The sequence below is a fragment of the Actinopolymorpha sp. B9G3 genome (genome assembly GCF_040120725.1).
GTDB lineage: Bacteria > Actinomycetota > Actinomycetes > Propionibacteriales > Actinopolymorphaceae > Thermasporomyces.
This window is the reverse complement of the sequence record NZ_JBEEAB010000008.1, coordinates 137,849-160,576: the sequence shown is the minus strand read 5'-3', so window position 1 is coordinate 160,576 and position 22,728 is coordinate 137,849. Positions and strand designations below refer to the sequence as shown.

Sequence of the window (22,728 nt, the reverse complement as noted above, 5' to 3'; positions counted from 1 at the left end):
TTGCCGGTACGAACGAGCGTGACCGCAATGACCCTTACCCTGGTCCGGTGAGTGTCGAGCTGGTCCTGTTGTCGCGGGTGGCCTTCCGCGATCAGGAGGTCAGTGGCCCAAGACTGTGTGGCCTTCTCGCACTCCTCGCGGGCGATCTTCGGACGGGTTGCGGTACCACCCGGCTCGTGGAGGGACTCTGGCCCCACGAACGGCCCGCGAACCCGGCCAAAGCGGTCCAGATCCTGGTTTCCCGCGCCCGGGCACTGCTGGGTCCGGAGGTTGTCGCCCGTACGCCGACGGGATACCGCCTCGCGCTGGGCGAGGACCAGATCGACGCCACCGTGGTGCTGCTCTGTGCCTCGGCGGGCGCTCAGCAGGCGCGGGCCGGCCACCACGAGGCGGCACTCGCGCATGCCGAGGAAGGCCTGGCGCAGTGGAAATCCCCGCCGTCCGGGAACCACGGTGTCGACGCCCCCGGCCTCGATGACCCGGTGGCCGCCCTCCGCGTGGAGCGGGCCGTGACCTATCGGACGCTCGTACGCATCCGCGCCCTCGCCCTGGCGCGCCTGGGCCGACGCGCCGAGGCGCTCGAGCACCTCGCCGACCTGGCCCGGGACCGGCCGCGGGACGAGGAGATCCTGCTGGAGCTGATCCGCTGCGAGGCGGCGGTCGCGGGCACCTCCGCCGCGCTGGACCGGTACGAGGCGTACCGGCGGGCCCTCCGCGACGACCTCGGCACCGATCCGGGGCCCGCGCTGCGGGCCGAGCACCAGCAGCTCCTCCGGGGCGAGGCACCCCTGGTCCGGCACGGCGTCCCGCACGAACCCAACCCGCTGCTGGGCCGCGCCGCCGACGTCGCCGAGGTGGCCAAGCTGGTACGCACGTCTAGGGTGACGTCGATCGTCGGTCCTGGGGGACTGGGGAAGACCCGGCTCGCCTACGTCGTGGGCCGCGAGGCGGAGCAGCGGGTCGTGCATGCCGTCGCGCTCGCCGGGCTCACCGCCGCCGCCGACGTGGCCGGCGAGGTGGCGTCGGCGCTGGGGGTCGGGGAGTCGCGGCGTACGACGATCAGCCACCTGTCCCGGGCGCAGGACGTGGTCACCGGGATCGTCGAGGCCCTTGGGCCCGATCCCGCGCTCCTGGTGCTGGACAACTGCGAACACGTCATCGGCGGTGTCGCCCGGCTGGTCGAGGCGTTGGTGTCGAGGACCCGGGACCTGCGCGTGCTCACGACCAGCCGCGCCCCGCTCGGCCTGTCGTCGGAGTCGGTGTACCTGCTGCCGGAGCTGGACCTCTCGGCGACCGTCGAGCTCTTCGAGCACCGCGCGAGGGCGGCGCGTCCCGGCGTCGACCTGCCGGCCGAGGCGGTGGAGGAGCTGTGTCGCCGTCTCGACGGGCTGCCCCTAGCGGCGGAGTTGGCCGCGGCACGCGTACGCGTCATGACGGTCGCCGAGATCGCCGTCGGCCTGAAGGACCGGTTCGGCCTGCTGCGGGGCGGCAGCCGGGACGCCCCGGCGCGGCATCACACCCTGCGGGCCGTCGTCGACTGGAGCTGGGACCTCCTCGGCCCCTCAGGGCGGGCAGCGATGCGCGCGTTGTCGGTCTTCCCGAACGGGTTCACCGCGGACGCCGCCCGCCACGTCCTGGCTGGGTCCGAGGGCGACGGCGACGTCCTGCAGGTGGTGGAGCACCTGGTCGACCAGTCGCTGCTCAAGGTGACGGACACCTCCGCGGGAACCCGCTTCTCGATGCTGGAGACCATGCGTGAGTTCAGTGCGGCGGAGCGGGAGTCGGCCGGCGAAACGGACCGGGCGGTCGACGGGTTCCTCGCGTGGGCGCGCCGTTTCGGCATCAGCCAGCACGACTCGGTCTTCGGGGCGGACGTGTTCACCGCCCTCGAGCGGGTCCGGACCGAGCAGGACAACCTCGTGCAGGCACTGCGGCACGCCGTCGCCCTGCGGGATCGCGCGACGATCGCGGCGACTGCGGCCGTTCTGGGCGGACTGTGGACGATCGAGGCCAACTACAAGCGGTTGAGGACGCTTGCCGAAGAGACCGCGTGGGACCTGTCGCACTACCGCCCGGGGCCTGACCTCGTCGAGGTCACGCGGACCGCCCTGACGCTGTGCTGTGCCTACACCTTCCTCGTCGAAGGGCCACGCCCGGTGCGCTCGTTGGTCGCCGCGCGTCGGCTGCCTCCGGCGCCACCGGACAGCCTGGTCAGGGCCGTCGCGGTCGTACTGAACAGCATCGAGGATCCGTCGGACCTGCACGCGTTGTGTGACAGTGCCGAGCCTTACGTCGCCGGTGTCGCCAACGCCGTCGCCACGTACGTCTGGGAGAACATGGACGACCCGGACAAGGCCCTGACCACGGCCAGACGCATGGTCGAGGCGTTCGACCGGGAGAACAGCCCGTGGCTGTGGGGGCTTGCCCATGCCCGGGTCAGCGAGCTGTGTCTCCAGGCCGAGCAGGCCGCCGAGGTCCAGCTCCACCTCAGGACGGCCATGCCCGTCGCCGAACGCATCGGGCTGTGGCCGGACGTCGTGGGGATGCGGTGGTGGATGGCGCTCGCCGCCCTGCAGCTCGGTGACCTCGACGAGGCGGAGCACTGGCTGGAGACGACGCCGCAGTGGGTCGACGCGCCTCTGGAGACGCTCACGTACGGCCACGCGGTGCGCGCCGAGATCCTGCTCGCGCGAGGCGAGGTCGAGGCTGGCCTGCGGATGTGGCGGCGAACGGTCGAGCGGCTGGTCCTCGGTCAGGACCCGATGGTCTGGGTCGTGACGGGCGGCATGGACCCGTGGACCCTGGAGGCCAAGTCCGTCACCGTCGTCGCCCATGGTCAGCACGGTCGGCTGGACCTGGTGAAGGACCTCGCCGAGGAACTCTCGCAGGTGCCGCCGGGGGCGCTCGTCCATCCGTCGTCCAACCCGTCGCCGTTCCTGGTCGAGCTGCCGATCATCGGTGCTCTGCTGGTGGCCCTGGCCATGGTGGACTTCGACCGTGGCCGGCGTACCGGCAACGACCTCGCGACGATATCCGGCGTTCGGCTGATCGCGTTGGCGGAGCGCTTCCGGTTCCTGCGCGGCTTCGCCCCCACGATGTCGTCGGCACGGATCCGCGCGCTCGCCGAGCAGGCCGACGGGTCGGCGTACGCCGACACCGCGTCGGCGTACGCCGACCTGGATCGCGAAGGTTTGCGGGCCGCGGCTGTGGAGGTGCTGCGGGCCCGCGACCACCTCTGAGCGGCGCGCATCCGGCAGGCGGATCAGTGGGCCGGGTCGCGGTTGTACAGCTTCAGCGCCCAGAGGTATCCGAGTAGCGAGATGCCCACGCACCAGGCGACGGTCTGGACGGCGCTGCTGCCGATCGGGGTTCCCAAAAGCAGGGAGCGGATCGTCTCGATGAACGGCGTGAACGGCTGGTACTCGGCGAACCAGCGCAGTCCACTCGGCATCGAGTCGGTCGGGACGAACCCACTGCCGAGGAAGGGCAACAGGATCAGCGGCATCGGCAGGTTGCTCGCGGCCTCGACGGTCTTCGTGACCATGCCCAGAGCCGTCGACAGCCAGGTGAGAGCCAGCGCGATCAACGTGAGGACGCCGAGAAGGGCGAGCCACTCGGCCGGGCCGGTGGTGGGCCGGAACCCGACGAGCAGGGCGACACCGACGACCGCGACGAGGCCGAGCAACGTCTGGAGCACGCTGCCGATGACATGGCCGGTCATCACCGACGCCCTGGCGATGGCCATGGTGCGGAACCGGGCGATGATGCCCTCCGTCATGTCCATGGCGATCGAGATCGCCGTCCCCTGGGCGGAACCGGCGATGCCCATCATGAGGATGCCGGGAACGACGTACTCGACGTATTCCGCGCGACCGCCCGACCCTCCCCCGGCAACACTGCCGAGCCCGGCTCCCAACGTCCCGCCGAAGACGTAGACGAACAGCAGCAGGAAGATGATCGGCATCCCGGCAACCAGCAGGGTCACCGAGGGATACCGCACCATGTGCAGCAGGTTGCGGCGCAGCATCGTGGTCGAGTCGCTGACCGAATGAGAGAGGGAGCTCATCGCACGGATTCCTTTGCTGGATCGGATGCTGTGCCGGCTGCCGCGTCGGTTCCTGGGTCGGTTCCTGTGTCGGTTCCTGTGTCGGCTGATGGGTCGGCTGATGGGTCGGTACGGCCGGTGAGGGCGAGGAACACGTCGTCCAGATCCGGGGTGTGGACCGACAGTTCGTCGACCTCGACCGATGCGGCGTCGAGCCGGTCGAGCAGGGCCCGCAGAGACCGGACACCGCCGTCGCTCGGGACCTGCAGGGTGAGCGCGTCGTCATCGCGTACGACCTCGCCGATGGCGCCCGCGGCCGCCTCCAGCGCGGTCGCGTGGGCGAACCGCAGGCGGATGTGTCCGCCGGGTACGAGTTTCTTGAGCTCGGCTGCCGTGCCCTCGGCGACCAGCCTGCCGTGATCGAGGAGGGCGATCCGGTCGGCGAGCTCGTCCGCCTCCTCGAGGTACTGCGTGGTCAGGAAGATCGTGACGCCGCCGGCCACCAGCTCGCGGATGACCTGCCACATCGCCCGCCGGCTGCGCGGATCGAGGCCGGCGGTCGGCTCGTCCAGGAAGATGATCCGCGGGCTGCCGACCAGAGTCATCGCCAGGTCGAGCCGGCGCCGCATGCCGCCGGAGTAGGTCGAGGCCGGTTTCCTGGCCGCGTCGACGAGATCGAACCGCTCGAGGAGTTCGGAAGCGCGCCGGCCACCTTCGCGTCTGGCCAGGTGGTGCAGGTCGGCCATCAGGAGGAGGTTCTCCCGGCCGGTGAGAAGTCCGTCGACGGCGGAGAACTGGCCGGTCACCCCGATCGCGGCGCGGACGCCGTCGGGATCCGTCGACAGGTCGTGGCCGGCGATCCGGGCCGTGCCACCGTCGGCGGTGATCAAGGTGGACAGGATCTGGACGGTGGTGGTCTTGCCCGCGCCGTTGGGGCCGAGCAGCGAGAAGATCGTTCCCTCGGCGACGCTCAGGTCGATGCCGTCCAGCACCACGTGGTCGCCGTAGGACTTGCGCAGCCCCGATGCCGCGATCGCCGGCTCGAGAGGGGTCGTTGTCATGGGATGAGCGTGCGGCCGGGGCGGATCACGGCGGTTTCACGCCGGTTTCACCGGCCAGGACGACGCTGAGCATGTGGCGATACGGGCGTGGCCGGCCCGCGGCTGGAGGGCCGCACCAGATGGTCATCTAGGGTGGCGGGTCGTGAGGACACCCGCGGTCGTACCGGTCACCGGTTTCGTCGGGCAGTTCTTCACCGGGGTTGGCCTGCTGTTCCGCGGAGTTCGGATGTACGCCAGAAACCCCGGCCTGGTCCTGCTCGGCATCATCCCGGCGTTCATCACGGGTGCGCTGTTCTTGGCGGGGTTCCTCGCTCTGGCGTTCGTCGTCCCCGACCTCGCGACCACCCTCACTCCGTTCGCGGAGGACTGGGCGGGCTGGGCACGCGGCGCGATCCGGATGTCTGCCGCCCTCGCGGTGCTGGGACTCGCCGGACTCCTGGGCGTCCTCACCTTCACCGCGGTGACACTCGCCATCGGAGACCCGTTCTACGAACGGATCTCCGAACGGGTGGAGGAGTGGTACGGCGGCACCCCGAACGCGGTCGAGGTGTCCTGGGCGCGGTCACTGCGGCGGAGCATCGCCGACTCGGGCCGGTTGGTCGCGGTCTCCCTGCTCATCGGCCTGCCGCTGTTCGTGGGCGGGTTCCTACCAGTGGTCGGGCAGACCGTCGTACCGGCGATCGGTGCGGTGGTGGGTGGGTGGGTGTTGGCGCTGGAGCTGGTCGGTTCGGCGTTCTACCGGCGTGGACTGGGCCTGCGCGACCGGCGCCGGGCGCTGCGGGCCGTCCGCCCGGTCGCCCTGGGGTTCGGCGTCGCGGTGTTCGTCTCGTTCCTCATCCCCTTCGGCGCCGTCCTGTTCACCCCCGCCGCGATCGCCGGCGCCACGCTGCTCGCCCGCCGGTCGCTCGGCGAACCCATCGAGCGCCCCTGAAGCTCGCCGCGTTGTCGGCCTTGAACCGCGGGGCGGTTCAACGGCGTGGATGGGGGTAATCGGGCCCGGGACAGGGGTGATCAGGACCCTGGTGGGATCGCGATCGGGAACGACTCGCCGCGATGCGTGCACGCGGTTGGGAGCGATGATGAGCCAGATGGACGAACCGTCCGAAGTCGACGACATGCCCCTCGACGAAGAGGTCCTGACGTCCGACATCGAGGAGGAGCTGGCTGGCGAGGCCGAGGTTCCGTCGGAGTACGACGCCGTGACGACGGACGGGCTGCGGCCCGGGGGCGAGATGGAGAGCGATCCGCCGGACGCACCTGGCCACGCGAGCCGCCACGGTGCCCTCACCGAGGAGGGCCGCAACGAGGCGCTCGACGAACGACTCGCCCAGGAGGAGCCCGATCTCCCGCGCGATGCCCTGTGACGGCAGGGATCACTGCAGTTTCCGTGAGGCGGCGGCGCCGAGCCGGCGAGCGAGGTCCCGCGTCTTCTCCGACGCCGGCATGACCGCGATGGCGCGCCGGGCCTGGCGTTGCAGCCACGGGCTCCCCACCACCCGGGCCGCCGCGCGGTGCGGGATCGTGCGGTAGCTGGTGCTGAGCACGTCGACGATCCGGCCCTGTTCCACCACGACCGTGCCGATCCGTACCGGCGGCTGGCGCCCGGAGGAGTCGACCCGCACGCTGAGGGGATGCCGACCCGATGGCAGTGTCGTCACGTTGTCGAAGACGAGGGACGCCAGGTGGGGTGGTTGCAGCCGGGCCGGCAGTGCACGACTCGAGCCCTCCCGGCCGAGGACGACCTCGACATCGCGGGTCCCCGTGAACTTCGCTGTATGCATCGGCAGCGCCACGTGCAGGTCGCCGTCGCGTACGTCGAGCGGCCCGACGCCTCGGGCGGCGAGGGCGGGAGCCAGGCTCGGTTGTCGTTCGTCCACATCGACAATCAGCGCTCCGTTGGGCACCGCCCGCTGGGGCACCACGATGCGCGCCGGATCACCGACCACGCCTGGGATGAGCACATCGCTCCACCGCTGCCCAGCCTCGATGATCACCCGCGCTGGCCGACCGAGGCCGAGCACCTGGAGCGAGACCACCACGTCGTACCGACCCGGCTCGCACGGTGCGCCACCTGCCAGCGTGTGCGGATCGATGGACGCCGTACCCGCCACAACCACCTGGAACCGTGCCTCCGGGCCGGAGCCCACCGGGACCAGGGACGGCCGCAGGGTCGCCGGCGCGAACCACCAGGTGCCGGTGTCGCGGTGGCGTACGCGGATCTCGGCCTTGGCATGCTCACAGGGATCGCCGACGTCCCACGCGTCGATCGTGGGAAGGCCGGCCGCGAGCGTCGGGTCGAGCGCGTACCCCCCGTCGTTCCCGAGGACCACGACCGGGCTGCCGTCGGCGTGGACGAGGCTGGTACGGAGGTCCAGGCACAGGCGGGCGCCCTCCCACCGCACGTCGTCCACCGTGCAGGCCGCGCGGACCTGCCCACATCGCCGCGCCAGCTCCATCAGACCGTCGAGGCGTTCCCGCTCCAGCAACATCGCCCGCAGCCGCATCATCGGCGAGAGCCCCGCCACGACGTCGCCGGTCGCGAAGCCCGCGCCGCCGGAGGAGAACCGCTCCACGGCGAGCTCGCGTACGACCCGGTAGCCCAGGTTGCGGTAGCCGTCGGAGTAGCGCAGCAGTCGGGGTTCGCCGAGGCGCCGCATCATCTCGACGCGGAAGAACCGCCGCATCAGCCGGTTGCGGAGTTCGCCCGGCTCGGTGCCGGCCTCGATCGCGTCGAGGACCTCCCGGAGATTGTTGTAGTAGCCCCGCATCGTGGACGCGGTGCCGCTGCTGTTCTTGCCGTCGTCGCGGCGGTTCCAGTAGTAACACACGTAGTCGCCGACGATGGAGACCGTTCTCGCCTCGAGGTACGCCTGGACCATGAAGAGCTGATCTTCCAGGCGACGCTTCCCTTCGGGAAACCGGATGTCGTGGTCGAGCAGGAACGCCCGCCGGAACATCTTGTGCGGGCTCACGCTCTCGATCAGTGCGGTGTCCGCGATCGTGCAACGTTCCACGTTCTCCCGGAACATGCTGCTCGGCCCGCCCATCGTTCCGCCCACCTTGCCCAGCACGATGTCGGAGCCGTTACGGGAGCCCATGGCGTACATGCGCTCCAGGGCCTCCGGCCCGAGCTGGTCGTCCTGGTCGACGAACTGCACGTACGCACCGCGTGCCATGGCGACGCCGACGTTGCGCGGCTTGCCGGGCCATCCGGAGTTGGCCTGGTGGTGGACGCGGACGTGTGGATACTCGGCCGCGAGCTTGTCCACTGCCGCTGGTGAGTCGTCGGTGGAGCCGTCGTCGACGAAGATGATCTCGTACTCGTCGCTGGACAGGCTCTGGGCGAGCAGCGACGTGGCGCACTCCTCGAGATAGCGGCCGGCGTTGTAGACCGGAACGACCACACTGACTTTGATCATCGGGTCTTGGCCCGTCGGCTGGCTCATTCGTACCCCCCGTTCAGCCCGGTTGCGGTCTCCTACCCGGTCTGACACATATCGACTCCTCCGATCGGGGTGCGGCGTCTATCGTTCCTGCCATGTCCCGGCTCGACGTGGTTCCCGTCACCGCCGATCGATGGGCGGACCTCGAGACACTGTTCACGGATCCGCGATTCGGTCGGGGCGACTCCCCGCATCAGGATGCCCGTCCCGAAAGCTCGTGCTGGTGCATGTGGCCCCGGCTGCCTCGCGGTGACTTCCGGCCCTGGGATCCCTCGAACCGGGCGTCGATGCGTGAGCTCGTCGCTTCCGAGGCCATGCCGGGCCTGGTCTGCCTGGTCGGCGGTGAGCCTCAGGGTTGGTGCGCGCTGGGGCCGTGCGGCGACTTCACGCCGTACAGCTTTCCGCCCTATGTGGATCTCGTCGAACCCACGGCGTGGGCCATCCCGTGCGTCGAGGTCGTCCCGGAGGCGAGGGGATCGGGAGTCGCCGACGCGTTGGTCGAGCAGGCGAAGGCGTACGCCGCACAACGCGGCGCGACGGTCCTCTACGGCCCACCGCAGTGGTGGAAGGCGCGCGGTCAGGCCGAGTACGGCGGGGTGACGCGGTTGTTCGTCCGCCGAGGCTTCGCACAGGTAGCTCCGGGCGAGCGGGTCCCGGTCTTCCGGTGCCGGTTGGACGACCTTGCGCCAGCCGGATCGGCCGGCGCGCGCCCCGTTGGGCGCCACCTGGGAGGCAGGGCCTAAACGCTTTGCCACAGGCGGGGACCGGTCGGCCATACTTTCGAACGTGGTCGAGAGCACGCACACCGACGGCCGGGCCGGAATCGATGCCACCCTGGTGAAGCGACTGATCGCGTCCCAGTTCCCGCAGTGGGGCGATCTTCCCGTGACGCCGGTCGAGATCGACGGGTGGGACAACCGCACCTACCGGCTCGGTGACGAGCTGACCGTGCGGCTCCCCACCGCCGAGGCCTACACTCCGGCCGTCGACAAGGAAGATCGCTGGCTGCCGATCCTCGCGCCGGCGTTGCCCGTGCCCATCCCGGTGCCGGTGGCGAAGGGAGCTCCGGGCGAGGGATACCCGTTCAGCTGGTCGATCCGGCGTTGGATGGACGGCGAGACCGCGAGCCCCGGCCGGATCGAGGACATGGCGACGTTCGCGACCTCCGTCGCCGAGTTCATCCTTGCGCTGCAACGCATCGACGCGACGGGCGGGCCGCTGGCGGGCGCGCACAGCTTCTACCGTGGTGCGCCGCCGGCTCACTACGACGAGGAGACCCGCCGCTCGCTCACCGCGCTGAAGGGCCGCATCGACACCGACCAGGCGGCGGCCGTGTGGGACGCCGCACTCGAAACCACCTGGGACGGCCCGCCGGTGTGGTTCCACGGCGACATCGCGAGCGGCAACCTCCTGGTCAGGGACGGAAAGCTCACGGCCGTCCTCGACTTCGGCACCTCCGGCGTCGGCGATCCCGCCTGCGACCTGGTCATCGCGTGGACGATGTTCTCGGGACAGAGCAGGGAGGCGTTCCGGCGCACGCTGGGTCAGGATCACGCGACGTGGGCGCGGGCGCGGGGGTGGGCGTTGTGGAAGGCGCTCATCACCCTCGTCAACGACATCGACACCGACGAACGGGCGGCCGCGGGCAACCGGCGCGTGATCGACGCGATCCTGGCCGACCACGATCGCACCGGTTGACTCAGGCGTACTGGCCGCGGAACTTCTGCTCGAGGCCCTCGAGGGTGTGGTGGCGGCGGTCTGTGCGTACGTCCGGTCGATGCACCACCAGTGACGACTCGCCGACGGCAGGACCGCGGTCGTTGCGCTCGCCCGCGCGAACGGATAGACCGAACGGAGCCGCGAGAACCGCGCTGACGGAAGGTGGACCATGAGTGACCTCGACAGCGACCGCGACGCCGATCTCCAGGCCGACCTCGACGCGGACTTCGATGCCGCGGTGGCGGCTGTCCGGGCCCAGGACACCGACCCGGGGAACGACGTGAAGCTGCGGCTCTACGCGTTGTACAAGCAGGCGACCGTCGGCGAGGTCACGGGGAAGCGGCCGGGGTTCACCAACCCCGTGGGCCGCGCGAAGTTCGACGCGTGGGACGCCGTGCGCGGTATGTCGGCAGCGTCGGCCAAACGTGCGTACATCGCTCTCGCCGCCGACCTGCCACGGTAGGTCTCGGGTCCCAACGGTCTCGCACACGTGGGCGAGCTGCGACTGCTTCACCCGGCACGGCGAAGTCAACGTTTCCAGCCGCGGCGAACTCGTGGGCAGACTCTTTGCCGAGCACTACCTGCCGATGCACACCAGAGAACTCGCCCACATCGACGAGAGCGTCAAGGGAACGACCTATCTGACCTGACCGGTCGCGGGCCCCGCCGGCCTGCCGCGGTAGTAGTCGGCGAGCGCGGCGAACGCGGCCTTGGGTTCCCACGGCATGCCGGGGTAGGTGTCGCCGGTGCGGTCCTGGAAGACTTTGACGATGCCGTACGACGCCCTGTCCAGGTCGTCGGCGGGGTCTGCGTCGGGGCGGTGCGGAAGCTGGTAGCCGGCGAACGTGTAGACGAATGCCGCGTCGACCCCCTCGGCATCGAAGATGTCCAGCAGTTCGCGCAGGTAGGTGGCCTGTTCGGTTTCGTCGCGAAGGTGGTCGCCGGTAAGCCGGACCGGCGTGACGGTCTCCTTGTCCCACTCGATGATCTCGCCGCCACGGGCGCCCATGTCCGCGGCACCGCGATACGTCGCGCAACCGAACTCGGTGATCGCGACGGGCTTTCCCCGCGCGACAAGGGCACGGATGCCCTCGCGGTAGCTGGCGGCGACCTCGACCGATCGGTAGGCGTCGACGGAGATGATGTCGAACGGCGTCCAGTCGACGTTCTCGAACGGGATGGCGGCGTAGCTGACCCTGCCGCCGAAGCTCTCGCGGACCACCGCGACGGCCGCGGCGAGGAATTCGTTGATGCGTACGGGAACGTCCGGCAGTACCTCGCGCAGGCGATGGGGCGCAGCCAGTAGCTCCATGCGCTCGGCGAGCGTCTCGCCGGGCAGAAAACCCTTGTTCAGCAGGCTCAGTTCCGCGCCGGTGACGAACACGACCTCGGCTCCGGCACGGCGCAACCGCTCGGCACGGTCAGCGCAGTCCGCGAGCAGGGCGAGCATCTCGTCGGTGGTCAGGTCGCACGTGAACGGTGAGTACCAGATCTCCAGGCCGAGCTCGGCGGCAATCGTGGCAGCGATGTCCAGCCGGTCTGGATCGCCGCCGATGACGCGGACCGCGTTGCAGTGCAGGTCGTCGCGGATGACGCGCAGCTCGCGCTTCACCACGTCGACGTCGAACGGTTCGCGGGAGCTCACTCCGGAGTTGAGGAAGCCGGTGTCGTAGCTGATGCCGTTGGCTCGCATCTGGATGCCTCTCACTGCAGGGATCGGGATCGGCGCCCTGGGATCTCCCGGCGACCTGTCCTCACTATAGGGTACTGCAAGTACCTTAAGGGAGATCCGGTCAGCGTACTAGACCAAGGAGGCGTAGGGTACGTCTCGTGCCGGAAGGTGGAGGTGTCGATGGCCGATGACCCGTCGGCGAGGGCGGGCGCCACGCCGTCGAGGCGGCGGGGAACAGCCCTCGAGGCGGCGATCCTCCACGCCGCGGCGCAGGAGCTCGCCGAGGCCGGATATGTCGGCCTGACCATGGATCGGGTCGCCAAGAGGGCCGGCACCAACAAGAACGCGATCTACCGCCGCTGGCCCAACCGTGCCGCGCTCGGCGTCGCGGCGTACCGGCATCTGGCGATCGACAGACTGGAGCTTCCCGACACCGGCGAGCTGCGCGCCGACGTGCTGGAGTTGATGCGGGGAGCAAACCGGCACTGGTCCTCGCCTCTGGGTGAGATCCTTCGTGGCCTCCTGTCCCACGTCGGCGACGACCCGGCCGTGCGCAGGGAGTTGCAGGACCGGTTCAGCGACGGCGGCAGCGCCATCTGGCTGACCGTGCTGGGACGGGCCGTGGCTCGAGGTGAGGCCGCCCCGGAGGTCCTCCATCCGCGAGTGGCCACCGTGGCGGTCGTGCTGCTGCGCAACGAGTTCGTCACCCGTGGAGTCACCACGGTCCCCGACGACGTGCTGGTCGAGATCGTCGACGAGGTATATCTGCCCCTGGTCCGCGGGCGCGGGCGCGCATCGGCGCCAGAGTGATCATCGTGACCCCAGGAATTGCGGCCCCAGGGGACGTGACGCACGCGAGGTAGCCTGAATTCGACGGCGCCGGAACGGTCACACTGCGGGGATTCCAGAACTTTTCGCCTCATTCTCAGGTTGGGGAAATCCGCGGCAGGGCCGAGTGCAGTATCGGCGCGAGGGGGCTTTGGTGAAGGGCTTTTCGCTGACCTACGACGGATTCGATCCTCCCGGAGAAGGTTTGCGGGAGGCGTTGACCTCCACCGGCAACGGCTACCTGTGTACGCGCGGTGCCGCCGAGTGGGAGGACGCCGACGGCGTGCACTACCCCGCTACGTACGCCCATGGTGGTTACAACCGCGAAACGACAATCATGGGTGGGTTGCCGGTTCTCAACGAGGACCTGGTGAATCTGCCCAACTGGCTGGTGCTCAAGCTGCGCATCGAGGGCGGCGAGGCCATCAGGCTGGCCGACGTCGAGCTGATCAACTATCGGCACGAACTCGACATTCGCCACACCATGGTCGTCCGTGAGTTGCGGTTCCGCGACCATGACGGCCGGGTGACGAGCCTGCGCAGCCGGCGGTTCGTCAGCATGGCCGACGTTCACCACGCGGGCATCGAGTGGACGCTCACGCCGGAGAACTGGTCCGGGCGGGTCGAGGTCGTCTCGGCCCTCGACGGACGCGTGACCAACCATGGTGTGGCCCGCTACCAACAACTCGAGGGCCGCCACCTCGACCCCGTGTCGCCACGTACGTTCGGGCCTGAGGTGATCGCGCTGAAGGTCCAGACGCGCCAGTCGAACCTGTACGTCAGTGAGGGCGCGCGGACACGGGTCTTCGACGACAGCGGCGAGCCGATCAGCGTCGAGCGGAGCCTCTACCAGATGGAGGACTACATCCAGCAGGTGCTGGGCTTCGATGTCCACCAGGGTTCGCCGACGCGGCTCGAGAAGATGGTGACCTTCTTCAACTCCCGCGACCCCGCGACCAGTGACACGCTCGAACGCGCGGGAACCTCGGCCCGGCGCTACAAGGACTTCGGCGAGGCGTTGGAACGCCACACCTCGGCGGTGACCGAGCTGTGGTGTGCCTGCGACCTCGACGTGCCGGGCGACGATCGGGTGCAGTTCCTGCTGCGGCTGCACATCGGGCATGTCTTCCAGGTCTGCTCCCATCACACCGCCGACCTGGACACCGGCGTGCCGGCCCGTGGGCTCAACGGCGAGGCGTACCGCGGACATGTGTTCTGGGACGAGCTGTATGTCTATCCGTTCCTGAACTACCGGATGCCCGAGGTCACCCGGTCACTGCTGATGTACCGCTACCGGCGCCTGGGCGAGGCGCAGGCCGCCGCGCGTGAGTCCGGTCTGCGCGGCGCGATGTATCCGTGGCAGAGCGGGAGCGACGGCAAGGAGGAGACCCAGCGAATCCACCTCAATCCGCTGTCGGGACGATGGGAACCAGACCTCAGCCACAACCAACGCCACGTCAACGCCGCGATCTTCTACAACATCTGGCACTACTTCCTGGCCACGGGCGATCGGGCGTTCCTCGGCGACTACGGCGCGGAGATGATGCTGGAGATCGCGCGGTTCTGGGCTTCGATGGCGCAGTTCAACCCCGAACGTGGACGCTATGAGATCCACGGCGTGATGGGCCCTGACGAGTTCCACGAGAAGTATCCCGGTGCCCACGAAGGAGGTCTGCGCAACAACGCCTACACCAACGTGATGGTGGCGTGGCTGTGCCGACTGGCCCAGGAGGTGCTCTCTCTCCTTCCCGCGAGTCGGGTCGACGCGCTCCGTGGACGCCTCGGGCTTCGTGACGAGGAGCTCAGCAGGTGGGAGGACATGAGTCGGCGGATGTTCGTTCCGTTCCACGATGACGGGATCATCAGCCAGTTCGAAGGATATGAGCACCTGGAGGAACTCGACTGGGACGCCTATCGCGCGAAGTACACCAACATCCAACGGATGGACCGGATCCTGCGTGCCGAGGGTGATGACCCGAACCGCTACAAGGTCGCGAAGCAGGCTGACACGGTGATGCTGTTCTTCCTCTTCTCCGCTGAGGAGTTGAAGGCGATCTTCGACCGACTCGGATATCCGTACGCCGAGGAGACCGCGCACCGGAACATCGTCTACTACGACCAGCGCACGTCGCACGGTTCCACGCTCAGTTATGTCACGCACGCGGGTGTCCTGGCCGAGTACGACCCGGTGAGTTCGTGGGAGCGGTTCCGGGTGGCGCTGGAAAGTGACGTCTGCGATGTCCAGGGTGGTACGACCCAGGAGGGCATCCACATGGGTGTCATGTCCGGCACGCTCGACCTCGTCCAGCGGGGGTACGCGGGGACCCAGATCCGCAACGGCGTCCTGTACTTCGCTCCACGGCTTCCTCGGCAGCTGGAACGGTTGCGGTTCTCGATGCAGTTCCGGGGGACCCCGCTCAGGGTGGAGTTCGCCGAGGGTCACCTCACGCTGTCGGTCCATTCCGAGGGTGTGAGCAGGCCGATCAGGGTCGGCGTCGGTGACGTGATCCACGAGCTCTGTCCCGGGGACCAGCGCACGTTCGTGCTCTCCACCGACAACGATCTCGTGCACGACGTCTGAGGACCGCAGCAGGGCCAAAGGGGGAAGCAGACATGGCGAAACGCTTCGAGGGCGGAATTTTCGACGTCGACGGCGTTCTTGTCGACTCGCCGCACGAGAAGTCGTGGCGTGAGTCGCTGCGCGAGCTGATGGACTCGGAGTGGCGCGACATCCGCGACCAGACCACCTGGTCGCCGGACGCGTTCACCTCCCAGGTCTACCAGCAGGAGTTGTCGGGCAAGCCCCGCATGGCCGGTGCGCACGCGGCACTCACCTACTTCCACGTGCCGGACGAGGAGGGAAAACGCGTCGAGGAGTACGCACAACGCAAGCAGGACACGCTGATCCGGCTCATCGACGCCGGCGACTTCCACGCCTACCCGGACGCTCTGCGTTACATCATCGCGGTGAAGGACGCGGGCATCGGCACCGTGGCCGCCTCTTCTTCGAAGAACGCCAACCTTTTCCTCAGGCAGATCCGGCTGGACACCTTCGCTGCTGAGCAGGGCATCTCCTCGCCGTCGGTCCACCCTGGCCTCACCCTGCTGGACTACTTCGACGCCAACGTGTCGGGTCGTGACTTCACGCACGGCAAGCCGCACCCGGAGATGTTCCTCGCCGCGGCCCACGAACTCGGCGTGGCACCGGAGAACGCGGTCGTGATGGAGGATGCCGCGGCGGGGGTCGAGGCCGCGAAGGCCGGCGGGATGGCCGCGGTCGGGATCGCCCGCGCCGACGACGCCGCACTGCTGGAGAAGGCCCACGCCGACCTCGTGGTGACCTCACTCGACGAGGTCGATGTCACCGCACTGGCCCAGGGGCGCCTGGAAGTGCGCCGCGGCTAGGGATTCGTGTCCTCGGAGTCCGGGCGCGGTGGATTGTCGCAGACGACTCAGGACGGTGACCGCGCCCGCGCCGCGTCGGTCAGAGGAGACCGGCGTCGCGTACCTTCATCGCGACATGGACCCGGTTGTCCGTGCCCAGCTTGGCGAAGATCCGGGTGATGTTCGCCTTCACGGTCGCGACGCTCACGTAGAGCCGGTCGGCGATCTCGGCGTTGGACGTCCCTCGGGCCACCTCGATGGCGATTTCCCGTTCGCGCTCGGTGAGGGTTGCCAGCTCACGCTCCGCCTCCGGGCGACGCGGTTCGTGCCGACCGGTGGCCGCCGCGATCACCTGGTGGGTGACGCTCGGCGATAGGACCGGCTCGCCCTTCGCCACGGTACGGATCGCCTCGATCATCTTCGGCGGTGGCGTGTCCTTCAACAGGAAACCGTCGGCGCCGAGCCGCAGAGCCCTGAGCACCATGTCGTCGGCGTCGAACGTCGTGAGGACGAGGATCCGCGGCGGTTCCGGCTGCGCCAGCAGCAGTTCGGTGGTGGTGAGCCCGTCCTGGTGGGGCATCCGGATGTCCATCAACACGACGTCCGGCCGGAGATCACCGATCACGTCCATGGCCTTCCGGCCGTCCTCCGCCTCGCCGACGATCTCCAGGTCGGCCTCGCCACCGAGGATGAGGCGCAGCCCGGTTCGTACCATCGGGTCGTCGTCCACGATCACCAACCGGGTCATCGCGCGGCCTCCCATGGGAGTCGGGCGTCGAGGACGAAGCGTCCGTCGGCGAGGGCGTGGTCGAGTGTGCCGCCGGCCATCCGGGTTCGTTCGGCCAGGCCGACCAGACCCAGTCTCCCTCCGGGACCCGCGGGCGTCCCGAACGTGGTCGGGTTGCTCACCCGGATGCACAGTCCCTCGCCCGGCCGGCCGCCGAGTTCGGCCCGCACCCGACTGCCCGGCGCGTGCTTGCGGGCGTTGGTCAGAGCCTCCTGCACGATCCGGTACGCATGGCGACCGGTGTGTGTCGGCAACAGGTCCCGGTCGGTGATGGTGTCGTCGACCTCGACCTGCTGGCCGGCAGCGCGTACCTCGTCGAACAACGCGTCCACCTGGGCGAGGGTGGGCTGCGGAGCTTCGAGGCCGCCGTCGGAGCGGAGGGTGCCGAGCACACCGCGGAGTTCGTTCAGGGACTGGTGCGCGTTCTCCTGGATCGCCAGCGCGGCCGCACGGGTCTCCTCCGCCGAGAGGTCCGTCCGGTACGCCAGCCCACCCGCGAGCATCGACAGCAGCGAGATCCGGTGGGCCAGGACGTCGTGCATCTCCTGGGCGATCCTGGCGCGCTCGGCCAACTTGACACGCTCGATCTGCTGCTGTTGTTCGCGTTCGGCCGCCAGCGCCGCGGCCCGCTCGGACGCGGCCAGGTCGCGGCGCCCTCGTAGGTACAGCCCGAAGACGGTCAGCCCTCCGAGAACGGTGGTCCCGGTCACGAGGGAGACGACGGTGGCCTGGGTGAAGCCATTCCAGCTGGCCTGTGTCGCCAGGCAGAGCCAGCTCACGACCGCGACGGGGACGAACTGGCGCCAGCGGCGATGCGTACACAGGGATACGTACGCGACATAGGCGGGGCCGGTCGCCGTGGTGGAGAACGCGGTCAGCAGGGCGGTCGCCAGGGCGGTCTGCCACGGCCAGCGGCGCCGCCACCGCATCAGGACCAGACCGACGAGGCCGAGCCCGACGTCGGCCAGCGCCGACCAGAGCCGGGCATGGTCCTCGGACACGACGTGGACGAGGACGGCGCCGAAGAAGAGCATCGGCAGGCCGGCGCACAGGTAGCGCAGCGCGACGCCCTGCTTGTCCGGGGCCGGCTGGTTCTCCGTCCGGTCGTCCACGGCCCTCAGCCTAGGTCTCATCGAGACGATCTCTTAGCGACCTGGGTCGATATCGGGGTGGCCGCAGGTCTCGATCGCGGGCGGCGGACCTGTCCCCGCGTCTCGGAGTTCTCGCCCTGGGTTCGATGCTCGGCGGCCTGGCAGCAGGTGGACTTGGGTCTGTGATCGAACTCAGGCGAATCAGCAAGATCTACACCGAGGTGAAGGCGCTCGACGACGTGTCCTTCACCGTCGAACCAGGAAGCATCACGGGGTTTCTCGGCCCCAACGGTGCCGGAAAGTCCACGGCCATGCGCATCCTGGTCGGCCTCTCCCGCCCGACGTCGGGCTCGGCCACGGTGCTCGGCAGGGCGTACGCGGACCTGGACTGCCCGGGGGCCGAGGTCGGCACACTGCTCGACGCGAGCGCCCAGCATCCGGGCCGCACCGGGCGGGAGGTCCTGACCCTGGGGGCGATGCTGCTCGACCTGCCGAGGTCGCGGGTCGACGAGATCGTCGACCTGGTGGGGCTGACCAGCCGAGAGGCCGGCCGACGGGTCGGTGGCTACTCGCTCGGAATGCGACAGCGCCTGGGCATCGGCCACGCCCTCCTCGGCCACCCCAAGGTGCTCGTACTGGACGAGCCGGCCAACGGCCTTGACCCGCAGGGAATCCAGTGGATGCGCGGGTTGCTCCGGCACCTCGCCGACTCCGGGTGCTCGGTGCTGCTCAGCTCGCACCTGCTGCACGAGGTGGAGCAGGTCGCCGACCGGATCGTGATGATCGGCCGCGGCCGCGTCCTCGCGGAGGGCGCCGTCGACGAACTCAGTCGGGGCCGGAGCCTCGAAGACACCTTTCTCGAACTCACCGCGAACGCCGATCGGAGTGCCGCATGAACCGCGCCCACCCGAAAGGAAGACCGATCCCGTTCCCTCGCCTGCTGTCGGTCGAGACCCGCAAGCTCTTCGACACCCGCGCCGGCATGGTCATGACGGGGATCCTGATCCTCGTGTCCCTCGGAGCCATCGTCGGGCGCGGCCTCGTCACCGGCCCGCACTGGCACACCCTGGTCGGCACGGCCGGGATCGGGTTCGGCACCCTGCTCCCCGTCCTCGGAATCCTCACCGTGACGAACGAATGGAGCCACGGCACCACCCTGACCACGTTCGCGCTCGAACCTCGACGTGCGCGGGTCCTGGCAGCGAAATGCCTGCCACCGTTGATCCTGGCCGTCGCCGCCTCGGCGTTCGCGATGCTGGTCGCCGTACCCGTGACGGCCGTCATCGGGAGGGTTCAGGACGTTCCCGCGACCTGGGAGGTCGCGCCGGGCGCCCTGCTTGCCTGGACCGCGTCGAACGTGCTCGTGGTCGCGATGGGCCTCGCCTTGGGCATGCTGCTCCTGAACGCACCTGCCGCGATCGTGATCTGCCTGTCGACCACGGTCCTGTGGTCCGTCGTCAGCAGGCTCGGCGCCGCCGGCGAAGCTCTGGCCGGATGGCTTGACCTGAACACCAATGCCGCCTCCCTGATGTCCGGCGACATGACTGGTGATGACGCCGCCCGCCTGGCGACGTCGATGCTCTGCTGGATCGCCGTTCCGACGGCCATCGGTGTCGTACGCACGGTTCGCAGGGAGGTGAGCTGACGTGCGAACGTCGTTCGTCCGCACGATTCTCGGCGGGGTTGTTGTGGGTCTGGCCCTGATCACGACAGGTTGCGGCGTGGACATGTCCCGGGTGACCTCAGAGGCGGTGGTCCCGCTCGAGCAGGCATCGCTCGACAGCGCCGCCGACAACCGGGTCGTGGGCATCGGTGAGGCGACGCACGGCAACCGGGAGTTCGTGCGGATTCGCAAGGTGATCATCGCCAGGCTGGTGCGGGACCACGGCTTCCGTACCGTCACCCTGGAGGCTGACTTCGGCGGTACGGCCGTCGCCAACGACTACGTTCTGACGGGCCGGGGCAGTGCCGTGGCCGCGGCCGAGGCCCTCGGCTTCGACATCTACCGGACGCGCGAGACCGCGGACCTGCTCGCGTGGATCCATGATCACAACGCGAGTGTGGCTGCCGGTGACAAGGTGCGCCTCTACGGCTTCGACATGCAGCGCTATGACCACAACAAGGCCCGCCTCCTGCGTTATCTCGCGACCGTGGACCCCGATCAGGTCCGCCCGGTAGCGGAGTCACTGGCCGACCTCTCCGACGCCACCAGATCCGAACAGGACAAGGAGAAAGTCGCCGCCGCCGCGGACGCGGCCGAGCGGCTCGTCGTCCGGATGAGGGCGAACCGGCAGGCGTATGTGAACGCAAGCTCACCGGAGTCCTTCGCGCTCGCCGTGCACCACGCCGAGACGATCTGGCGTGGGGCCGAGTTGCAGACGTCAGGAAACGACTACGCGCGCAAGCGGGACGCCTGGATGGCCGAGAACGTCAGCTGGATGGCCGACCTCGAGAACGCTCACGGACGGAGGAAGGTCGTCGTCGCCGGCCACAACGGCCACATCGACAAGACCGGCGCGGCGTTCGGGTTCGCGTCGATGGGGGAGCGGCTGGCCCGCGCGTACGGTGAGGACTACTTCTCCATCGGCACCGAGTTCGGCACGAGCACGTTCGTCAGCAGGGACGAGGGTTCCGGCGAACGTCGGCGGTTCACGGTGAGCCATGACACGCCGCTGGCGAAGCTGTTCGGCGACGAGCGGTGGGGATATGTCGACGTGGCGCGAGCCTCGTCACGGGCCGGCAACCGTGAGCTGCTTGGCTCCAAGACCCGGATGGGGAGCGTCGGCGACAGCTTCCGGCCGATCTATCGGCATCTGAGCTGGGCTTACACAGTGACGATGGTGCCTGCCCATGCGTACGACGCCCTGGTGTACGTGCCACACGCCGGCCCGGTCGCACCGTTGTGACCGCCTCGGCCCCTGGTCGGGTTAACGTTCGGCCTATGCGTCCACGCGTGCCGACGGCGCGGGAGTTGGCCGGCTACTTCCTGACCGCCCAACACCCGTTGACCCGCTTGTGGGTCGATGACGGCGTGCGGATGGAGCTGCTGACCGCGCAGCGGTTCGACGACGTGGCCCTGGCAACGGACCTGGAGCTCGCGGCGTCGAGGACGCTGCGGTTCGCGCCCGGTCAACCTGCCGAGACACTCCTCAACCGGTGGGTGGGCGCTGGCGAGGATCTCTTCGCGATGGCGAGCATGAGGTACGAGGGCGGAGACCCGACCAGGCCGTTCGTGGACGCGACGGTGACGAGTCGACCGTTCAGGGCCGATGACCTGCCGGCGTTGGCCCGGGCATGCGCGCAGCCCTTCGCGCCGCTGCGACCGCGCTATCTGCGGCTGTGGAGTGCCGAGCCGGTCGACTACTTCCCGGGAACTGCGCGGGACCGGCGGTCTGTCGCCGCGCCGGTGCGGGACCTCCGCGTCGGGACCGGCCAGGTGGTACCAGACGAGCTGGCCCTCGCACCGGCCTCGTCCCTGGCGTACTACGACGAGGCCCGGGTGGCGTACGACGACGTGGATTCCGAGCACCACGCGCATGCGCACCAGGCGGTGCTCTCGGACCGCGACGATCTCGAGGAGTACTTCGCGGCCGGCACGTTGTTCGACGTCACGGTCGGGGGTGAGTGGGCCGGCTACGTCGCGGTGAGCACCGAGGGAGAAACGCTCGGCATGCCGGCGTACGTCGTCAAGGAGCTCGTCCTCGCCACGAGGTTCCGCGGGCGCGGCTACGGAGCACACCTCGCCACGTTGCTCGCCCGTGCCGTGCCGGACGAGACCCGCGTCCTGATCGGCAGGATCCACGCCGACAATCGCGGCGCCCGGCAAGCCGCCGCGCGCGCCGGCCGCGTCGACGTCGGCGGATGGCTCCAGGTGCCCTACCTGTTCCATGATCATGAAGGAAGATCGGCGTATACGCCCCAAGAACCTTCATGATCACGGGGCGCTCGGTGACCGTCGGATCAGTTCAGCATGGCCAGATCGCGATGCCGCCCCACCGCAGGTGAGAGCCGGATGTGCTCGACGCGAGGGGCCGCCGGCGTGGGAGGGCACGCGGATCCCACTCGCCGCGTGGGACCCAGCCGGGTTGGCGGTGCCACGCCGTCGGGCTGCGGGCGCGGCTCAGGTTCCCTGCTGGTCGCCGATTCCCTGCTGGTCGCCGATTCCCTGCCGGTCGCCGATTCCCTGCCGGTCGCCGATTCCCTGCCGGCCGCCGATGCCATGGCGGATGCCGGTTCCATGGCCAGACCGGCCTGCGGACGCGCCTCGACCCCTGCGGCCGGGTGACGGCGACGCAAGCGCAGTGCGGTCACGAGTGTCGCACTCGCCCCGAAGAGCCCCGCGGAGTTGACGATCAACAGCGCAGGATCGATCCGGAGCAGGCCGTAGGCCAACCAGATCACGCTGCCGGTCAGGGATGCCGCCAGGAAGGTGACGGAGACCTCGCGCGCGGAACCCGCGCGCCGCAGCTTGCGGGTCTGGTCGAGGAGGGCGAGCGCCTGAGCCAGTCCGACGGACGTCGCGACGGCGGTCAGGACACCAACGATCATGAGCGTTGCCTTCGTGGTCGTGGAGGGGGGCCCCGGGCTTGTGACTTAGGTCCTTCGGTCGGTGCGGACATTCGCGCCGCATTCACAAGAGTTCAGCCCGAAGGCGCTTCGGCAGATCGCAGATTCGCACCAGATGCAGGAGGGCGTACG

Annotated in this window: 20 protein-coding genes; 13 read left to right on the top strand and 7 right to left on the bottom strand. The window is 69.3% G+C overall.

All coding sequences use genetic code 11. The features are described 5' to 3' along the window. Positions 1-47 precede the first annotated feature (47 nt). The gene (locus tag ABNF93_RS16290) at positions 48-3,239 is read left to right on the top strand and encodes an ATP-binding protein (protein WP_349328915.1); all 3,192 of its coding nucleotides are present in this window, start codon (positions 48-50) and stop codon (positions 3,237-3,239) included. Positions 3,240-3,262: 23 nt separating this feature from the next. On the opposite strand, the gene ABNF93_RS16285 is transcribed toward ABNF93_RS16290, so the two are convergent. Both ABNF93_RS16285 and ABNF93_RS16280 read right to left on the bottom strand, forming a co-directional pair. Further along, a complete protein-coding gene (locus tag ABNF93_RS16285) occupies positions 3,263-4,066 on the bottom strand; it encodes an ABC transporter permease (RefSeq protein ID WP_349328914.1) in 804 nt (267 codons plus the stop codon). Further along, a complete protein-coding gene (locus ABNF93_RS16280; RefSeq protein WP_349328913.1) occupies positions 4,063-5,106 on the bottom strand; it encodes an ATP-binding cassette domain-containing protein in 1,044 nt (347 codons plus the stop codon). Before ABNF93_RS16280 ends, ABNF93_RS16285 begins: the two co-directional genes overlap by 4 nt. Before the next feature lie 142 nt (positions 5,107-5,248). On the opposite strand from ABNF93_RS16280, the gene ABNF93_RS16275 reads away from it, so the two are divergent. Continuing rightward, a complete protein-coding gene (locus ABNF93_RS16275) occupies positions 5,249-6,037 on the top strand; it encodes an EI24 domain-containing protein (protein WP_349328912.1) in 789 nt (262 codons plus the stop codon). A gap of 157 nt (positions 6,038-6,194) precedes the next feature. Beyond that, positions 6,195-6,470: a hypothetical protein gene (locus ABNF93_RS16270; RefSeq protein WP_349328911.1), complete on the top strand. Its 276-nt coding sequence runs from the start codon at positions 6,195-6,197 to the stop codon at positions 6,468-6,470. Between the two features lie 9 nt (positions 6,471-6,479). On the opposite strand, the gene ABNF93_RS16265 is transcribed toward ABNF93_RS16270, so the two are convergent. After that, on the bottom strand, positions 6,480-8,552 hold the full coding sequence (locus ABNF93_RS16265) for a glycosyltransferase (RefSeq protein WP_349328910.1): 2,073 nt from the start codon (positions 8,550-8,552) through the stop codon (positions 6,480-6,482). Between the two features lie 92 nt (positions 8,553-8,644). Between ABNF93_RS16265 and ABNF93_RS16260 the strand changes: the two genes are divergently transcribed. The 3 genes from ABNF93_RS16260 (at position 8,645) to ABNF93_RS16250 (ending at position 10,731) form a co-directional block, all read left to right on the top strand. Next, a complete protein-coding gene (locus tag ABNF93_RS16260; protein WP_349328909.1) occupies positions 8,645-9,292 on the top strand; it encodes a GNAT family N-acetyltransferase in 648 nt (215 codons plus the stop codon). 43 nt (positions 9,293-9,335) lie between these two features. Then, positions 9,336-10,247: an aminoglycoside phosphotransferase family protein gene (locus ABNF93_RS16255; RefSeq protein ID WP_349328908.1), complete on the top strand. Its 912-nt coding sequence runs from the start codon at positions 9,336-9,338 to the stop codon at positions 10,245-10,247. A 190-nt stretch (positions 10,248-10,437) separates the two neighbouring features. Further along, on the top strand, positions 10,438-10,731 hold the full coding sequence (locus tag ABNF93_RS16250) for an acyl-CoA-binding protein (RefSeq protein WP_349328907.1): 294 nt from the start codon (positions 10,438-10,440) through the stop codon (positions 10,729-10,731). A gap of 174 nt (positions 10,732-10,905) precedes the next feature. Here the strand turns inward: ABNF93_RS16250 and ABNF93_RS16245 are convergent, their stop codons facing one another. Then, positions 10,906-11,961: a glycoside hydrolase family 113 protein gene (locus ABNF93_RS16245; protein ID WP_349328906.1), complete on the bottom strand. Its 1,056-nt coding sequence runs from the start codon at positions 11,959-11,961 to the stop codon at positions 10,906-10,908. A 159-nt stretch (positions 11,962-12,120) separates the two neighbouring features. Between ABNF93_RS16245 and ABNF93_RS16240 the strand changes: the two genes are divergently transcribed. From ABNF93_RS16240 to ABNF93_RS16230, 3 genes are all read left to right on the top strand, one after another. Beyond that, positions 12,121-12,750, top strand: a complete 630-nt coding sequence (locus ABNF93_RS16240) for a TetR/AcrR family transcriptional regulator (RefSeq protein ID WP_349328905.1) — start codon at positions 12,121-12,123, stop codon at positions 12,748-12,750. A 172-nt stretch (positions 12,751-12,922) separates the two neighbouring features. Then, a complete protein-coding gene (locus ABNF93_RS16235) occupies positions 12,923-15,349 on the top strand; it encodes a glycoside hydrolase family 65 protein (RefSeq protein WP_349328904.1) in 2,427 nt (808 codons plus the stop codon). A gap of 32 nt (positions 15,350-15,381) precedes the next feature. Continuing rightward, the gene (locus tag ABNF93_RS16230; RefSeq protein WP_349328903.1) at positions 15,382-16,173 is read left to right on the top strand and encodes an HAD family hydrolase; all 792 of its coding nucleotides are present in this window, start codon (positions 15,382-15,384) and stop codon (positions 16,171-16,173) included. Between the two features lie 79 nt (positions 16,174-16,252). On the opposite strand, the gene ABNF93_RS16225 is transcribed toward ABNF93_RS16230, so the two are convergent. Both ABNF93_RS16225 and ABNF93_RS16220 read right to left on the bottom strand, forming a co-directional pair. Next, the gene (locus ABNF93_RS16225) at positions 16,253-16,900 is read right to left on the bottom strand and encodes a response regulator (RefSeq protein ID WP_349328902.1); all 648 of its coding nucleotides are present in this window, start codon (positions 16,898-16,900) and stop codon (positions 16,253-16,255) included. After that, entirely contained in the window at positions 16,897-18,051 is a 1,155-nt protein-coding gene (locus tag ABNF93_RS16220) for a sensor histidine kinase (RefSeq protein ID WP_349328901.1), read from the bottom strand. The genes ABNF93_RS16225 and ABNF93_RS16220 overlap by 4 nt, the downstream gene beginning before the upstream one ends. A gap of 161 nt (positions 18,052-18,212) precedes the next feature. On the opposite strand from ABNF93_RS16220, the gene ABNF93_RS16215 reads away from it, so the two are divergent. The 4 genes from ABNF93_RS16215 to ABNF93_RS16200 are packed head-to-tail and all read left to right on the top strand — an operon-like array spanning position 18,213 to position 21,964. Beyond that, entirely contained in the window at positions 18,213-18,926 is a 714-nt protein-coding gene (locus ABNF93_RS16215) for an ABC transporter ATP-binding protein (RefSeq protein WP_349328900.1), read from the top strand. Continuing rightward, positions 18,923-19,675, top strand: coding sequence for a hypothetical protein (locus ABNF93_RS16210; RefSeq protein ID WP_349328899.1), 753 nt, complete (start codon positions 18,923-18,925; stop codon positions 19,673-19,675). Before ABNF93_RS16215 ends, ABNF93_RS16210 begins: the two co-directional genes overlap by 4 nt. A 1-nt stretch (position 19,676) precedes the next feature. Next, a complete protein-coding gene (locus ABNF93_RS16205) occupies positions 19,677-20,936 on the top strand; it encodes an erythromycin esterase family protein (RefSeq protein WP_349328898.1) in 1,260 nt (419 codons plus the stop codon). Positions 20,937-20,971: 35 nt separating this feature from the next. Further along, positions 20,972-21,964 (top strand): GNAT family N-acetyltransferase, encoded by a 993-nt coding sequence (locus ABNF93_RS16200; protein WP_349328897.1) that lies wholly within the window; start codon positions 20,972-20,974, stop codon positions 21,962-21,964. 26 nt (positions 21,965-21,990) lie between these two features. On the opposite strand, the gene ABNF93_RS16195 is transcribed toward ABNF93_RS16200, so the two are convergent. Continuing rightward, positions 21,991-22,578 (bottom strand): SemiSWEET family sugar transporter, encoded by a 588-nt coding sequence (locus tag ABNF93_RS16195; RefSeq protein ID WP_349328896.1) that lies wholly within the window; start codon positions 22,576-22,578, stop codon positions 21,991-21,993. Positions 22,579-22,728 lie beyond the last annotated feature (150 nt).

Bases quoted from the DNA above. Each gene is read 5' to 3' on its own strand.
- ABNF93_RS16195 (WP_349328896.1), bottom strand. From the start codon at position 22,578: ATGATCGTTGGTGTCCTGACCGCCGTCGCGACGTCCGTCGGACTGGCT.
- ABNF93_RS16285 (WP_349328914.1), bottom strand. From the start codon at position 4,066: ATGAGCTCCCTCTCTCATTCGGTCAGCGACTCGACCACGATGCTGCGC.
- ABNF93_RS16245 (WP_349328906.1), bottom strand. From the start codon at position 11,961: ATGCGAGCCAACGGCATCAGCTACGACACCGGCTTCCTCAACTCCGGA.
- ABNF93_RS16260 (WP_349328909.1), top strand. From the start codon at position 8,645: ATGTCCCGGCTCGACGTGGTTCCCGTCACCGCCGATCGATGGGCGGAC.
- ABNF93_RS16265 (WP_349328910.1), bottom strand. From the start codon at position 8,552: ATGAGCCAGCCGACGGGCCAAGACCCGATGATCAAAGTCAGTGTGGTC.
- ABNF93_RS16280 (WP_349328913.1), bottom strand. From the start codon at position 5,106: ATGACAACGACCCCTCTCGAGCCGGCGATCGCGGCATCGGGGCTGCGC.
- ABNF93_RS16230 (WP_349328903.1), top strand. From the start codon at position 15,382: ATGGCGAAACGCTTCGAGGGCGGAATTTTCGACGTCGACGGCGTTCTT.
- ABNF93_RS16250 (WP_349328907.1), top strand. From the start codon at position 10,438: ATGAGTGACCTCGACAGCGACCGCGACGCCGATCTCCAGGCCGACCTC.
- ABNF93_RS16270 (WP_349328911.1), top strand. From the start codon at position 6,195: ATGGACGAACCGTCCGAAGTCGACGACATGCCCCTCGACGAAGAGGTC.
- ABNF93_RS16240 (WP_349328905.1), top strand. From the start codon at position 12,121: ATGGCCGATGACCCGTCGGCGAGGGCGGGCGCCACGCCGTCGAGGCGG.
- ABNF93_RS16225 (WP_349328902.1), bottom strand. From the start codon at position 16,900: ATGACCCGGTTGGTGATCGTGGACGACGACCCGATGGTACGAACCGGG.
- ABNF93_RS16200 (WP_349328897.1), top strand. From the start codon at position 20,972: ATGCGTCCACGCGTGCCGACGGCGCGGGAGTTGGCCGGCTACTTCCTG.
- ABNF93_RS16210 (WP_349328899.1), top strand. From the start codon at position 18,923: ATGAACCGCGCCCACCCGAAAGGAAGACCGATCCCGTTCCCTCGCCTG.